This window comes from Actinomadura vinacea, assembly GCF_039532545.1.
Classification (GTDB): Bacteria; Actinomycetota; Actinomycetes; order Streptosporangiales; family Streptosporangiaceae; genus Spirillospora; species Spirillospora vinacea.
Window position 1 is genome coordinate 145,856 of the sequence record NZ_BAAARW010000001.1, and the last position, 12,948, is coordinate 158,803.

Sequence of the window (12,948 nt, forward strand, 5' to 3'; positions counted from 1 at the left end):
GGTTTCGGGGTGGTTAGGCTGCACGACGGGTCGTAGCGCAGAGGTCGACGCACCCGGCCTGTCAAGCCGGGAGGACGCCGGTTCGAATCCGGTCGGCCCACTCTGTACGTGGAGGGGGCATGGTTACGTCCTGGGCGTTCAGGCCTTTCGGGCCGAGGGTCGCCGGGTTCTGGGAGCGGGAGCGGCGGTATGAGGTGCCGCGGTGGTTGATCGAGCGGGCCACCGAGCGGAGGCTGGCCGGGGACTGGCGTGGCGCGTGCGCGGCGGCGGGCGTCGCTGTTGGATTCGAGTTGAAGGACGTCGCGGCCCAGCATGGTGCCGGTGTCGCGGACGCGCTCGCGGACGATCTCCTCAATCTGGCCCCTGACCTGTTGCGCTGGCATACGTCCGGGAACGCGTACCAATATGCGCTGGCCGCGTACGGCGATCTCCGGCTCTTCACTGAGCGCGGGAGCGTGCTGAAGTTCGGGCACGCGCCACCGGACCTCCTCCTGGCCCCCGGGTACATGTGGGACGTGCGGCGGTCCGGTGAGATCCTGGCCCGGAACGGTGGGGTAGGGCGGGCGCCGTTTTTCGAGGCGGACGGTACGCCGCGCAAGCCCCCGGAGGGGCCCGGCGATGACCCGGTGGGGCGGGCCGAGCGGGTCACCGCGCTCCAGGACCGGGGGCTTGTGGACGAGGCGTTCGCGGAGGCGGGGATCGAACTCCGGCTCCACAAGGAGGACACCAAGGCCCTGGTGGATCGGCGGTGGCGGTTGGCCCTGCTGCCGCTGGCCCTGTACCGGATCGAGTCGGAGTTGCGGCGGCTGGGCGGAGTCCGCTTCCTCGTGAAGCATTCGATATGGCCCTTCTGTCCGCCACCCAATCGGTTCGGGTACTACACGGAGCGCCTGCTGCTGGAGATCGCGGACGGCGGGGTGCGGGCCACCTACGTGCGGCAGCAGCGCGACGTGGGGGACGAACCGGTGGTGGAGTTGCCGGAGGCGTTCTGGCACCGGTCTCCGGATCTTGATCTGGTGCGGGCCGGACGCCTTGCCCCGGAGGAGTTGCATCCGCTTGTGCGGGAGGCGTTCTTTCCGGAACTGCGCATGTCCGGACCGGGCGGCCCGGGGGATTCCCCGCCGCGCCGGGTGGCGCGGGTGCGGTGCCGGGGCGAGTGGCATGAGGTGTCGTTCCAGCGCGGAACCCTGCGCACCCCTCGGCACACCGACGAGGAGTGGCAGCGGGAAATGGCGTTGCGCGCTCTCGGTGGCAAGGCCACCGGGTGCTTTGCCGTTCGCCGGACGTGGGACGGCGCCGGATTCCTGCCGCGCGCGTTGCGGGAGCAGCGCAGGGAGCTGTTCCGCCGGGCCGAGTGCGGCGACGCCGAGGGCGTGCTGCGCTGCCTGGACGCGGGTTACGACCCGTTCACGCGGGACGGGAATGGCCGGTCGCTGCTGCATTTCGTCTACCGCCTCGGCACGGAGTTGTTTCCCCGGCTGCTGGACGAGGGCCTCGACTTAGAGGCGCGGGACGTCCGGGAGGGGACACCGTTGCTGGCGGCCGTCGAAGGCCGTGCTCCGGCGGCGCTCGTGCGGGCGCTGGTCGATGCCGGGGCGCGGACCGACGCGCAGAGCACGAAGATGTGGGCGGGGAAGACCGCGGCGGAGATCGCGGCCCGCCACAAGCGCGACGACCTGGACTTCCTCAGCTGAGCGGGCGGGACATCTCGTCCAGGTCTGGGGCGCCATCCGGACCGAAAGTGGGGTGAAGTTCGGGGTTCGGGGTGGTTAGGCTGCGCGGTGGGTCGTAGCGCAGAGGTCGACGTGCCCGGCCTTCTAAGCCGGGAGGACGCCGGTTCGAATCCGGCCGACCCACGGAGGGGGCATGGGCGCGTTCGGGCCTAAGGTCGCCGGTTTCTGGGAGCGGAATCGGCGGTACGAGGTGCCGCGGTGGCTGATCGAACGGGCCACCGAGCGGAGGCTGGCCGGGGACTGGCGGGGCGCGTGCGCGGGGGCGGGCCTCGGTGTCGGGTTCGAGTTGAAGGACGTCGCGGCCCAGCATGGTGCGGGGGTCGCGGACGCGCTCGCGGACGATCTCCTTAATCTGGCCCCTGACCTGCTGCGCTGGCATCTGAGCGGGGGCGGTGACAACTACGCGCTGGCCGGGTACGGCGATCTTCGGCTCTTCACCGCCGATCAGGGCCCGACCACCGTGCTGCGGTTCGGGCACGCGCCACCGAAGCTGCTCCTGGCCCCGGGGTACATGTGGGACGTGCGGCGGTCCGGTGAGATCCTGGCCCGGCACGGTGGGGTAGGGCGGGCGCCGTTCTTCGAGGCGGATGGTACGCCGCGCAAGCCCCCGGAGGCGCCCAGTGATGAGCCGGTGGAGCGGGCCGAGTGGATCACCGCGCTGCATGATCGGGGCCTCGTGGACGAGGCGTTCGCGGAGGCGGGGATCGAACTCGGCCGTCACGAGTCGGACAACGCCGAGTCCCTGGAGAATCGGCGGTGGCGGCTGGGCCTGCTGCCGCTGGCCTTGCATCGGATCGAGCCGGAGCTGCGGCGGATGGGCGGGGGCCGCTTTCTCTTGTCGCACTCGCTGCGGCCCTTTGTCCTGGAGTCCATGTTGTACCAGCGCAACATGGGGAGCGTTATGAGCCTGCTGCTGGAGACCGTGGACGGCGGGGTGCGGGCCACCTACGTCCACAGCTTCGCTCACGATGTGGGGCAGGAACCGGTGGTGGAGTTGCCGGAGGCGTTCTGGCACCGGTCTCCGGACCTTGAGCTGGTGCGGGCCGGGCGCCTTGCCCCGGAGGAGTTGCATCCGCTCGTGCGGGAGGCGTTCTTCCCGGAATTGCGCATGTCTGGACCGGGTGGCCCAGGGGACTCCCTGCCGCCCCGGGTGGCGCGGGTGCGGTGCCGGGGCGAGTGGCACGAGGTGTCGTTCCGGCGCGGAACCCTGCGCATCCATCGGCACACCGACGAGGAGTGGCAGCGAGAAATGGCGCTGCGTGCTCTCGGTGGCAAGGTCACCGGATGCTTCGCCGTACGGCAGACATGGGAGGGGGCCGGGTTCCTGCCCCGCGCGTTGCGGGAGCAGCGGAGGGAGCTGTTCCGCCGGGTCGAACGTGCTGACCTTGAAGGCGTGCTGCGCTGCCTGGACGCGGGCTACGACCCGTCCGCGCGGGACGGGGAGGGCCGGTCGCTGCTGCATTTCCTGCACCGCCTCGATCACACGGTGCTGCTTCCCCGGCTGCTGGACGAGGGGCTCGACCTGGAGGCGCGGGACGTCTGGGAGCGGACGCCGTTGCTGGCCGCCGTCGACGGCAACGCCCCGGCGGCGGCCGTGCGGGCGCTGGTCGATGCCGGGGCGCGGACCGACGCGCGGAGCACGAAGATGCCGGGCGGGCGGACCGCGGCGGAGGTCGCCGCCCGGAAGAAGCGCGACGACCTGGACTTCCTCAGCTGAACGGGCGGGCCATCTCGTCCAGGACCTCGTCGACGATCGCGCGCAGGGAGCGCGACGGCTGCTCCTCGATCCAGGTCTGGGTCGCCATCCGGATCGAGGCCAGGAACGCGATGGCGACGACGCGGGGGCGGCGGCTGGTGGCCGGCAGGCCGTCGCGGAGGGCGATCTGCTCGGCGAGGCGGCGTTCGAACGAGGCGTAGTGTGCGAGCTGCCGGCCGAGGACGCTCGGGTGCTTGCGGGCGAGGCGGGACTGGGCGGCCCACTGCGGTTCGGGTTCGCCGAGCTCGTCGTAGAGGCCGTGGAGCGCGCGGCGTAGCGCCGTCCAGGACGATTCCTCGGCGGGACGGTCGACGAAGGCGCGCAGCAGGCGTTCCACGCGTTGCTCGTCGCCGTAGAGGACGGCGTCCTCCTTGCCGGCGAAGTAGTTGGAGAAGGTGCGCCGGGAGACGCCGGCGGCGTCGGCGATGGCCTCCACGGTGACCGCGTCGAGGCCGTGCTCGACGGCGAGGCGCATGGCGGCCTCGTGCAGTGCCTTGCGCGTCGCCTCTTTCTTGCGCTCGCGCAGTCCGACCTGGGTGTTCATGATGCGTCCAGCCTACCCTGAGTGCTCAGTGAGAAATTTTGCTCACTGGGAATTTTATGGGACTCTAGAGCATTCCAAGTGATGTCACTACTCCCTGTTCCTGGAAGGCGGATGCGTTGAGCGTGCAGAGCTCATCGGCGCCGATGTCGCGGCGGCAGACGCTGGAGGCCCTCAGCGGCCTGCTGCTCGTGCTGTTCGTGGCGATGCTGAGCGCGACGGTGGTGTCCACCGCGCTGCCGCAGATCATCGGCGCGCTCAAGGGCAGCCAGTCGCAGTACACCTGGGTGGTCACCGCGACGCTGCTGGTGTCCACGGCCAGCACCCCCATCTGGGGCAAACTCGCCGACCTCTATGACAAGAAGCTGCTCCTGGAGATCGGCATCGCGATCTTCACGGTGGCGTCGCTGGTCTCCGGATTCGCGCAGAACACCGAGCAGCTCATCGCGGCGCGGGCCGTGCAGGGGCTGGGCATGGGCGCGCTGCAGATCCTCGTCCAGATCGTCATGGCCAGCATGATCAGCCCGCGCGACCGGGGCCGCTACTACGGCTACCTCGGCGGCGTCATGGCCGTGGCCACGGTCGGCGGACCGCTGCTGGGCGGCCTGATCGTGGACACCTCCTGGCTCGGCTGGCGCTGGTGCTTCTTCATCGGGGTGCCGTTCGCCGTGGTCGCGTTCGGCCTGCTGCACAAGACGCTGCGGCTGCCGGTGATCCGCCGCGACAACGTGAAGATCGACTACTGGGGCGCGCTGCTGATCGCCGCCGGGGTCAGCCTGCTGCTCCTCTGGGTCACCTTCGTCGGCGACTCGTTCGCCTGGATGTCCCCGGAGACCCTGGCCATGGTCGGCGCGGGCGCCGCGATCCTGGCCGCCGCCGTGTGGGTGGAGTCTCGGGTGGCCGAGCCGGTCGTCCCGCTGGACATCATCGCCCGCCGCAACACCGCGCTGGCGATCGTGGCCAGCCTGGCGGTGGGCATGGCGATGTTCGGCGGCGCGGTCTTCCTCGGCCAGTACTTCCAGATCGGCCGCGGCTACAGCCCGACCGAGGCGGGCCTGCTCACCTTCCCGATGATGGCCGGCGTGCTGGTCTCGTCCACGGTCATCGGACGGCTCACCAGCAAGACCGCGCGGGTGAAGCCGTACATCCTGTTCGGGACGGTCGTGCTGACCGCCGGTTTCGCGATGCTGTCGGTGATCGACCACGAGACCCCGCTGGCGTACGTCGCGTTCGGGATGCTGCTGGTCGGCATCGGCGTCGGCGGCTCGATGCAGAACCTGGTCCTGGTCGTGCAGAACTCGGTGCCGCTGAAGGAGATCGGCGCGGCCAGCGGCGCGGTCACCTTCTTCCGGTCGCTCGGCGGGACGATCGGCGTGTCCGTGCTCGGCGCCGTCCTCGCCAACCAGGTGTCCGCGAACATCGCGAGCGGGCTGGAGCGGCTCGGGATCAAGGGCGGCGGGAACGCCGGCGGCGATCTCGACATCGCCGCCCTGCCCGCGCCCGTGCAGGAGGTCGTGCGCGCCGCCTACGGCGACGCCACAGGGCACATCTTCCTGGTCTCCGCGGCGATCGCGGTCGTCGGGGTGATCGCGGCCGCCGCGCTCAAGCCGGTCGTGCTGCGGGACGCGCTCGACCTGCCCGCCGAGCCCGAGCCCGAGCCCGAGCCCGAGGCCGAGCCCGTGGACGTCGTCGCCCCCGAGGTGAAGGTCACGCCTTCCGCGCGCTGATCGACGCCATCAGGGACGGCCACACCGTGGTCGCCTCCCGGATCCAGGCCGGCCAGTTGTGCCGCCCGTCGCCGTAGATGTGCGCGGTGTACGGGACGCGCAGCTGGTCGAGCCTGGTCCGGAACTCCTTGTTGTTGGCGCCGATCGCGATCTCGCTCAGCAGGCCGATGTCCCACGGCGCCACGTTCGGGTCGCCGGGGCCGGGCCGCCCGGTCGTCCCCGCCGAGAAGTACAGCTTGGTGCCGCGCAGCTTCTCGGCCAGGGCGTACGGGTCGTGCGCCTTCCAGTTGGCGTCGTCCGCATAGGGGATGCCCCAGATGGCGAACGGGTCCTGGCCGTTGCTCGCGTTCGTGAGCATCAGCATGACCGGGATGCCGACCCCCCGCATCGACAGCAGCCCGCTGAGCGCCGCCACGTGCTTGAACAGGCCCGGGTGCCGCGCGGCATAGGACACCGCCCCCTGCGCGCCCGACGAGTTGCCGATCGCGGCCCGCCGCGCGCCGCCGCGGTAGTTGCGCTCGACGAGTTGCCGCACCTCGGTGGTGTGGAAGGTCTCCCACTTGGGCGTGCCGCCCTTGCCGTAGTTGAACCAGTCGGCGTACGAGCCGTTCGACGCCTCCGGCATGACCACGATGACCTTGTACTTGGCGGCCCACGCCTCGATGTCGGTGTTGCGCGCCCACGAGGTGTAGTCGTCCTGGCCGCCGTGGAAGGCGTACAGGACGGGCCAGGTCGTCGTGGCGTTCTTGCTCCAGTCCGCGGGCAGCAGGATGCGCGTCTTCACTGATCTGCCCAGGGACGGGGAATCGATGGTGACGTCCACCTGGCGGGCGCTCAGCTTGGTCTCCTGGACGATCCGCGCCCCGGTGTCGGCGCGCTTGGCCGGCAGCGCCCGTGCCGGGACGGCGGTCACGCCGGCGGCGACGATCGCGGCCGCGGCGAGGGCGCCCGCGGTCAGGGAGCGGCGTCGGGAAACGCGTGTCATGCCTTCACCTCGCGGATTTCGACGTCCGCGCCGGCATGGTGCGGTCGGTCGTCGTCCAGTGTCGTGCGGCGCCGCGATTCGATCTATGGGCGGGCGTGACAACTCCGGTCGGCGGTACTGATCGGGATTGAGTGGGATTCCCCGATGCCATCCGGGCCCGCAACGGCGTTACTCGGGGGTTGTCAGAACGGTGATAAAAACACGGCTCCAATGCCCTGCGGAATGTGCGGCCCGACTCACCGGGCCGCAGGGAAGGTCGTCCGCGTCCCGGGGGTCAGGCACCTGGCGGCGGGTCGACGACGAACCACAGGTGGGTGCCGCAGGAGGCGTACTCCAGGGCCCATTCGGTGGCCAGCGCGTCGATGACCGCCAGGCCGCGGCCGTGGTCGACGCCGTGCCTGGCCGGATCGGCCCGGCCGCACGCCGGGCCGTCGTCGCGCACCTCCACCCGGACCCGGCGGCCGTCGGTGGCGACGGCGATCCGGATCGCGCCGGAGCCGTGCAGCACGGCGTTGGCGATGGCCTCGGAGGTCATCAGCTCGATGTCGTCCAGCACGCCGGGGGCGCCGACGACCTTGGCGGCCCGTTCGCGGACGGCCAGCCGCACCGCCCGCCCGTCGCCGGCCGCGCCGGGCCGGCCGGGGAGCAGCAGCCGGTCGCCGAGCCGCTCCATCGCGGGTTCGGTCGTGGTCGGTGTCGCACCTGGGGTCACGGGATCACCACTCTGCGGGGTCGGTGAACGGCGGCGCGCACCGAAGGTGGACCTCGCTGGATCGTGGCCGGGCGCCCCTGCCCCGAGCCGGGACTCGGGACGGCTCGTCGCGCCCGGAGCCCGCCGCGGTGGCGGATCCACCGTACCGGTGCCGGTGCCCTCCGGACATCATGGAATAAGTAAACTTCCCCGGTCGGATCGCTCACTGGTCTGTGTAACGGAGATGAGGGAGCGAAACATCCAGTTTGTCGATTATTCGGCGCCCGATCGGTCGGTCCGAAATTACGCACAATGGAGTGTGTTCCGAACCGATTCCCCGTCTCCTAAAGACCATCCGGTACCGGTGTTATAAGCCTGGCAGAAAAGGCCGCGGGTCCGTTTCAGGCGGGCCTGGGCCCGTCGGCGGCGGCCCGCCAGAGCGCGAGCAGCGGGGGCGGCCAGTAGCGGCCCGGCAGGATCATGGTGCTGTCGGTCTCCGGATGGATGATCAGCGGGAAGGTGCCCGCGGCCAGATGGCGGCCGGGCACCTGCCGGCGGGCCACCAGCACGGTGGTGGCGTACACCGGCAGGCTGCCCACGAGCGGACGCGGCACGCGGGCCCGGGACGGCCGCCGGGCCGGGTCGCCGAGCATCCCCGCGAACTCCCGCAGTTCGGGGTCGGCGGATTCGGATTCGGAGCCACGCAGCGCGAACAGCCGCCCGGCGACCTCCTGCAGGTCGTCGGGCATCTCGTCGAAGGCGGGGTCGGGACTGTAGATGACCAGCGCGGGCCGGTCGCCGCGGCCCCGCCGGAACAGCGCCGCGTCCGCCTGGACGACGCTGCCCCACACCACCCGGCCGTGCGCGAGCAGCATCTCCTGCCGCTCCAGGACGTCGCGCAGCAGCCGCCGCAGCGACTCGTCCCGGGCCAGGCGCAGCCACAGCGGCGTGCCGAGCCGGACGCGGCGCGCGTCGCGGCGGCCGAACTCGCGGGGCGGGGGCCCGAACCGATCCCGGCAGAGCTCGATGATCTCCCGCCCGATCCGCGTCATGATCGGGACGATAGCCCCCGCATTTCAACGAAACGGACGGCGCCCCCCGTCCGAGGCGGCGGCGACGGCCGTCCACCGCGCGCGGGCGGGGCCTCAGCCGCCGATCCGGCGGGCCAGCGCCCGCAGGAAGATCTTGACGATCTGGTCCGGCGACTCGGCCACGTACACCGCGCCCGGCACCACCCGGGCGAGCTGCCGGAGCTCGCCGGTGTCCACGCCGCGGCCCACCCCGACCATGATGATCTGCACCGGGCGGGCCGGATCGGTGATCGCCCGCAGGTCCGCCAGCGTGCGCTCCAGCGACGGGCCGCCCGGGTCGTCGTTGCCCTTGCCGTCGGTGAACAGCAGCACGGTGTTGCCGAACTCCGGCTTGTAGCCCAGCGTCATCTCCCGGTACGCCGCCGTCAGCGTCTCGAACAGCCCGGTGTCGCCGGTCGTCTTCGGCCGGACCGAGCCCAGGCTCGACAGCACCGCCTGGCGCCGGGTCGCCGAGCCGATCCGCTCGCCCAGCGGCCCGACCGGCACCAGCTCCCGCCAGTCCTGGTCGCCGCGCAGCCGGGTGGAGAACGCCCAGACGCCCAGCTCGGTGTCGTTGGACATCATGCTGAGCCCGCTCTGCGCGGTCCGCGCGGTGGCCTGGAGCCGGGTGGTCCCGGGGGCGATCGGCTCGGCCATCGTGCCGGAGACGTCGATCAGCGTCAGGATGCGGATGCCGAGCGACAGCTTGGACCAGGACTGCATGACCTGCCGCACGGACGCGGGCCGCGGCGCGGGCAGCTCGCGCGGCCTTGCCGGGGCCACCCCGGTCTGGGCGGTGAACGAGCCGGGCGCCTTCCCGTCGGCGGAGCGGAAGCCCAGTTCGCGCACGTCGGCGCGGACCGCCTCGGACCCCATCGCCCGTTCGAGCCGGCGGGCCGCGTTCCGCCGCGCCGGATCGGCGGTGGTGATCGTGAACGGGTGGTCCAGGGAGAGCGTGCCCTCCTGCGGGTACAGCGCGACGGCGGGCTCGGCCGGTCCGGTCCGGTTGAACGCCCACACGTCCCGTTCCGAGGCCAGCGCGATCGGCCGCTTGCCGGTCCGCGCCGGCCGGAACCGGGTGAACTGCGCCTCCACGGTCGGCAGCGTGCTCTCCCGGACGGTGCGCACCATGCCGGTGAAGATCGCGTCCTTGTTGGGGTCGTTGGCGAGCAGGAGGTCGGTGAGGGCGAGCGCGTGCATCCCGGCGGCGGTGCGGGCCGGATCGGGCACCAGCATCCGGACCGAGCCGGGCGGGATCGTCGCGTTCTTGGTGACCGCGCCGCCCGCCGTGCCGCCGGCGGCCTGGAGCAGGTTGTCCCAGGACGGGGCGGCCGTGACGCCCTGCGACTTCAGCGTGGCGGCCAGCGTCCGGGGCAGCGCGACGACGATGGGGCTGCGCGCCACGGACGTCCGCGTGACCTCGACGGCGCCGTTCGCCTCGGCGGGGGCCGCCAGGGCCGTCCAGAGGGACGAGTCCGGGATCCACACGTCGGGGCGCCGCTCGTTCCTCTGCGGGACGCTGCGTCCGGCCAGCAGCGCGGCCATCGCCGCCGGGTCGGCCTTGCGCACGACGGCCCGCGCGCAGCGGCCGCCGCCCGGGCTCCCGCCGGCCCCGGCGTTCGTCTGGAGCCGGTCGGCGTTGAACCGGCGGGCCGCCTTGACCATCGCGGGCCCGATGCCGGGCGCCACGGCGACGTCCAGCGTGACCGCGTCGCCGCCGGAGCAGGCCGCGCCGGCGGAGGCGAAGGCGTAGACGCCGATGCCGAGCAGCGTGGCGAGGGTGACCGCGCCGGCCAGGGGGACGAGCGTCGCGGCCCGTCCGCGCGGGGGCGGGAGGCGCGGCTCACGGGGGACGGGCCCGTCGGCGCCGCCGAAGTACCTGGCCGGATCGGCGCCGGAGCGGTCCCATGTTCCGCCCGCGTGCTGAGGTCCGCTCATCGCCGTCCTCGGTGTCGGGGTCGAGGAGGAATGCCACCGCATTGTATTTTGCCGGGTTTCCCGGGAAAGATATATGAGTAGCAAAAAAAGGGCTAAGTGGTGATTTATCGGGCACTTTGTGAAGAGCCGCCCGGCCGCTCCAGCCAAGTCAGTGCCTCCGCCACCCCGTCCACCATCGGAGCGTCCGGTGCCGGCGGCCGGTCCACCATCACCACCGGAACCCCGAGCCGGCGCGCCGCGACCAGCTTGGCCGCCGTCATCGGGCCGCCGCTGTCCTTGGTGACCAGCAGGTCCACGGCGTGCTCGCGCATCAGCGCCGCCTCGCCGTCCACCGTGAACGGCCCGCGCCCCAGTACCGCGTGCGTGCGCGGCGGCAGCGGCGGCTCGGGCGGATCGACCGACCGGACGAGGTAGAAGCGGCGGACGTCGCCGGCGAACGCCGCCAGATCCTTGCGGCCGACGGTGAGGAAGACACGGTCGCCCGGCAGGCCCGCCGCCGCCTCCGCCAGGGACGGCACGCGCCGCCAGTCGTCGCCGGGACCCTCCGTCCAGCCCGGACGCCGCAGCACCAGCAGCGGGACGCCCGTCCGCCCGGCGGCGGCGACGGCCGACGCGGTGATCGCGGCCGCGAACGGGTGTGTGGCGTCGATCACGGCCCCGATCCGCTCGGCGGCCAGCCAGCCCGCCAGCCCGTCCGCGCCGCCGAACCCGCCGATCCGCGTCCGGCCCTTCGGCAGCGCGGGATCGGCGACCCGGCCCGCCAGCGAGGTGACGACCTCGACGCCCGGCCGCCCGGCGAGCAGCCCGGCCAGCTCCCGGGCCTCACCCGTCCCGCCGAGCACCAGCACGCGCACAGGGTGCATTTTAGGAGCGTGACTTCCCTTCGATACGGGTGGACGACCGGCGCGTGCGCGACCGCGGCGGCCAAGGCCGCCCACACGGCGCTGCTGACCGGCGAGTTCCCCGACCCGGTCGAGATCATCCTGCCGCGCGGGCAGCGTCCGGCGTTCGCGCTGGCGGTGGAGGAGCTGTCGGACGGCGCCGCGATGGCCGGGATCGTCAAGGACGCCGGCGACGACCCGGACGTCACGCACGGCGCGCTGGTCCGCGCGACCGTCCGGCACGGCGCCCCCGGCACCGGCGTGGTGTTCCGGGCCGGGCCGGGCGTCGGGACCGTCACCCGGCCCGGCCTGCCGCTGGACGTCGGCGAGCCCGCGATCAACCCCGTGCCCCGGCGGATGATGCGCGAGGTGCTCGGGGACGCCGACGCGATCGTGGAGATCTCCGTGGACGGCGGCGCCGAACTGGCCAGCCGCACCTGGAACCCGCGGCTGGGCATCCTGGGCGGGCTGTCGATCCTGGGCACCACCGGGGTCGTCGTCCCGTACTCGTGCTCGGCCTGGATCGACAGCATCCGCCGCGGCGTGGACGTCGCCCGCGCGGCCGGGCGCGCGCACGTCGCGGGCGCGACCGGCAGCACGTCCGAGAAGGTCGCCGCCGAGCTGCACGGGCTGCCCGACGACGCGCTGCTGGACATGGGCGACTTCGCGGGCGCGGTGCTGAAGTACCTGCGCCGCCATCCGGTGCCCCGGCTCACCCTCGCCGGCGGCATCGGCAAGATGGCCAAGCTGGCGGCCGGGCACCTGGACCTGCACTCCAAGCGCTCCCAGGTCGACTTCGGCCTGCTCGCCCAACTGCTGGAGGACGCCGGCGGCGACGCCGGGACCGCCGCCCGGGTGCGTTCCGCCGGCACCGCCCTGGAGGCCCTGCGGATCTGCGCCGACGCCGGACTCCCGCTGGGCGACCTGGTCGCGGCCCGCGCCCGCGAGGTCGCCTCGGACGTACTGCGCGGCGCCCCGGTCGAGGTCGACGTCGTCGTCATCGACCGCGGCGGCACGATCGTCGGCCGCGCCTAGACGGTGGCCGTCCATTGGGTGACGGGCAGTTGCGGGCGCCAGCCGGTGAAGCCGCCGATCGGCGCGGCGCGGTCGATCGCGATCCGGACCAGTTCGCCGCCCAGTCGCGCGCGGGCCTCCAGGACCGCCCGCTCGCCCTCCACCGTGACCGTGTTGACCACCAGCCGGCCGCCGGGACGGCGCAACGCCCGCCAGCAGGTGTCGATCATGCCGGGCGCGGTCACCCCGCCGCCCACGAAGATCGCGTCCGGTGCGTCCAGGCCGGCCAGCGCGGCCGGGGCCGTGCCGGTCACCACGCGGAGCCCGGGGACACCGAGGGCCGCGGCGTTCGCGGCGGCCCTCGCGGCCCGCTCCGGCGCCGCCTCGACGGCGATCGCCCGGCACGCCGGATGCGCCCGCGCCCACTCGATCGCGACGCTGCCCGCACCCGCGCCCACGTCCCACAGCAGTTCCCCGGGCGCGGGCGCGAGCCGGGCCAGCGTGATCGCCCGCACCTCGCGCTTGGTGAGCTGGCCGTCATGGTCGTAGACGCCGTCCGGCAGACCGGGAACGGCGGTGCCGGCCCCGGGTCGCTTCCGGTCCATGCCGTCC

At 72.9% G+C, this 12,948-nt stretch carries 11 protein-coding genes and 2 tRNA genes; 6 read left to right on the forward strand and 7 right to left on the reverse strand.

The window, feature by feature from the left end; all coding sequences use genetic code 11:
- The first annotated feature begins 26 nt into the window (after window positions 1-26).
- The 4 genes from ABD340_RS00680 to ABD340_RS00695 all read left to right on the forward strand — a co-directional run bounded on the left by ABD340_RS00680 (window position 27) and on the right by ABD340_RS00695 (window position 3,450).
- Window positions 27-101 (forward strand) — tRNA-Asp (locus ABD340_RS00680).
- Between the two features lie 18 nt (window positions 102-119).
- A complete protein-coding gene (locus ABD340_RS00685) occupies window positions 120-1,694 on the forward strand; it encodes a hypothetical protein (RefSeq protein WP_344586278.1) in 1,575 nt (524 codons plus the stop codon).
- An 88-nt stretch (window positions 1,695-1,782) separates the two neighbouring features.
- Window positions 1,783-1,857: transfer RNA gene (locus ABD340_RS00690), tRNA-Arg, on the forward strand.
- 9 nt (window positions 1,858-1,866) lie between these two features.
- Complete coding sequence (locus ABD340_RS00695) at window positions 1,867-3,450, forward strand: hypothetical protein (protein WP_344586279.1); 1,584 nt, start codon at window positions 1,867-1,869, stop codon at window positions 3,448-3,450.
- Here ABD340_RS00695 and ABD340_RS00700 read toward each other — a convergent pair.
- The gene (locus tag ABD340_RS00700; RefSeq protein WP_344586280.1) at window positions 3,443-4,033 is read right to left on the reverse strand and encodes a TetR/AcrR family transcriptional regulator; all 591 of its coding nucleotides are present in this window, start codon (window positions 4,031-4,033) and stop codon (window positions 3,443-3,445) included. The genes ABD340_RS00695 and ABD340_RS00700 overlap by 8 nt on opposite strands.
- A 143-nt stretch (window positions 4,034-4,176) precedes the next feature.
- Between ABD340_RS00700 and ABD340_RS00705 the strand changes: the two genes are divergently transcribed.
- The gene (locus ABD340_RS00705) at window positions 4,177-5,757 is read left to right on the forward strand and encodes an MDR family MFS transporter (RefSeq protein ID WP_344586537.1); all 1,581 of its coding nucleotides are present in this window, start codon (window positions 4,177-4,179) and stop codon (window positions 5,755-5,757) included.
- Here ABD340_RS00705 and ABD340_RS00710 read toward each other — a convergent pair.
- The 5 genes from ABD340_RS00710 to ABD340_RS00730 form a co-directional block, all read right to left on the reverse strand.
- Window positions 5,738-6,742 (reverse strand): alpha/beta hydrolase, encoded by a 1,005-nt coding sequence (locus ABD340_RS00710; RefSeq protein ID WP_344586281.1) that lies wholly within the window; start codon window positions 6,740-6,742, stop codon window positions 5,738-5,740. The genes ABD340_RS00705 and ABD340_RS00710 overlap by 20 nt on opposite strands.
- Window positions 6,743-7,016: 274 nt before the next feature.
- On the reverse strand, window positions 7,017-7,454 hold the full coding sequence (locus ABD340_RS00715) for an ATP-binding protein (protein WP_344586282.1): 438 nt from the start codon (window positions 7,452-7,454) through the stop codon (window positions 7,017-7,019).
- Window positions 7,455-7,834: 380 nt separating this feature from the next.
- The gene (locus tag ABD340_RS00720) at window positions 7,835-8,485 is read right to left on the reverse strand and encodes a hypothetical protein (RefSeq protein ID WP_344586283.1); all 651 of its coding nucleotides are present in this window, start codon (window positions 8,483-8,485) and stop codon (window positions 7,835-7,837) included.
- 93 nt (window positions 8,486-8,578) lie between these two features.
- On the reverse strand, window positions 8,579-10,441 hold the full coding sequence (locus ABD340_RS00725; protein WP_344586285.1) for a substrate-binding domain-containing protein: 1,863 nt from the start codon (window positions 10,439-10,441) through the stop codon (window positions 8,579-8,581).
- A gap of 104 nt (window positions 10,442-10,545) precedes the next feature.
- A complete protein-coding gene (locus ABD340_RS00730; RefSeq protein ID WP_344586286.1) occupies window positions 10,546-11,304 on the reverse strand; it encodes a cobalt-precorrin-6A reductase in 759 nt (252 codons plus the stop codon).
- A gap of 9 nt (window positions 11,305-11,313) precedes the next feature.
- On the opposite strand from ABD340_RS00730, the gene ABD340_RS00735 reads away from it, so the two are divergent.
- Window positions 11,314-12,357: a cobalt-precorrin-5B (C(1))-methyltransferase gene (locus tag ABD340_RS00735; protein ID WP_344586287.1), complete on the forward strand. Its 1,044-nt coding sequence runs from the start codon at window positions 11,314-11,316 to the stop codon at window positions 12,355-12,357.
- On the opposite strand, the gene cbiT is transcribed toward ABD340_RS00735, so the two are convergent.
- Window positions 12,354-12,941: a precorrin-6Y C5,15-methyltransferase (decarboxylating) subunit CbiT gene (gene cbiT, locus ABD340_RS00740; RefSeq protein ID WP_344586288.1), complete on the reverse strand. Its 588-nt coding sequence runs from the start codon at window positions 12,939-12,941 to the stop codon at window positions 12,354-12,356. The genes ABD340_RS00735 and cbiT overlap by 4 nt on opposite strands.
- Window positions 12,942-12,948: the final 7 nt, after the last annotated feature.

Excerpts from the sequence above, each read along its gene's own strand:
- ABD340_RS00685 (WP_344586278.1), top strand. The coding sequence starts at position 120 with ATGGTTACGTCCTGGGCGTTCAGGCCTTTCGGGCCGAGGGTCGCCGGG.
- ABD340_RS00695 (WP_344586279.1), top strand. The coding sequence starts at position 1,867 with ATGGGCGCGTTCGGGCCTAAGGTCGCCGGTTTCTGGGAGCGGAATCGG.
- ABD340_RS00700 (WP_344586280.1), bottom strand. The coding sequence starts at position 4,033 with ATGAACACCCAGGTCGGACTGCGCGAGCGCAAGAAAGAGGCGACGCGC.
- ABD340_RS00705 (WP_344586537.1), top strand. The coding sequence starts at position 4,177 with ATGTCGCGGCGGCAGACGCTGGAGGCCCTCAGCGGCCTGCTGCTCGTG.
- ABD340_RS00710 (WP_344586281.1), bottom strand. The coding sequence starts at position 6,742 with ATGACACGCGTTTCCCGACGCCGCTCCCTGACCGCGGGCGCCCTCGCC.
- ABD340_RS00720 (WP_344586283.1), bottom strand. The coding sequence starts at position 8,485 with ATGACGCGGATCGGGCGGGAGATCATCGAGCTCTGCCGGGATCGGTTC.
- ABD340_RS00725 (WP_344586285.1), bottom strand. The coding sequence starts at position 10,441 with ATGAGCGGACCTCAGCACGCGGGCGGAACATGGGACCGCTCCGGCGCC.
- ABD340_RS00730 (WP_344586286.1), bottom strand. The coding sequence starts at position 11,304 with ATGCACCCTGTGCGCGTGCTGGTGCTCGGCGGGACGGGTGAGGCCCGG.
- cbiT (WP_344586288.1), bottom strand. The coding sequence starts at position 12,941 with ATGGACCGGAAGCGACCCGGGGCCGGCACCGCCGTTCCCGGTCTGCCG.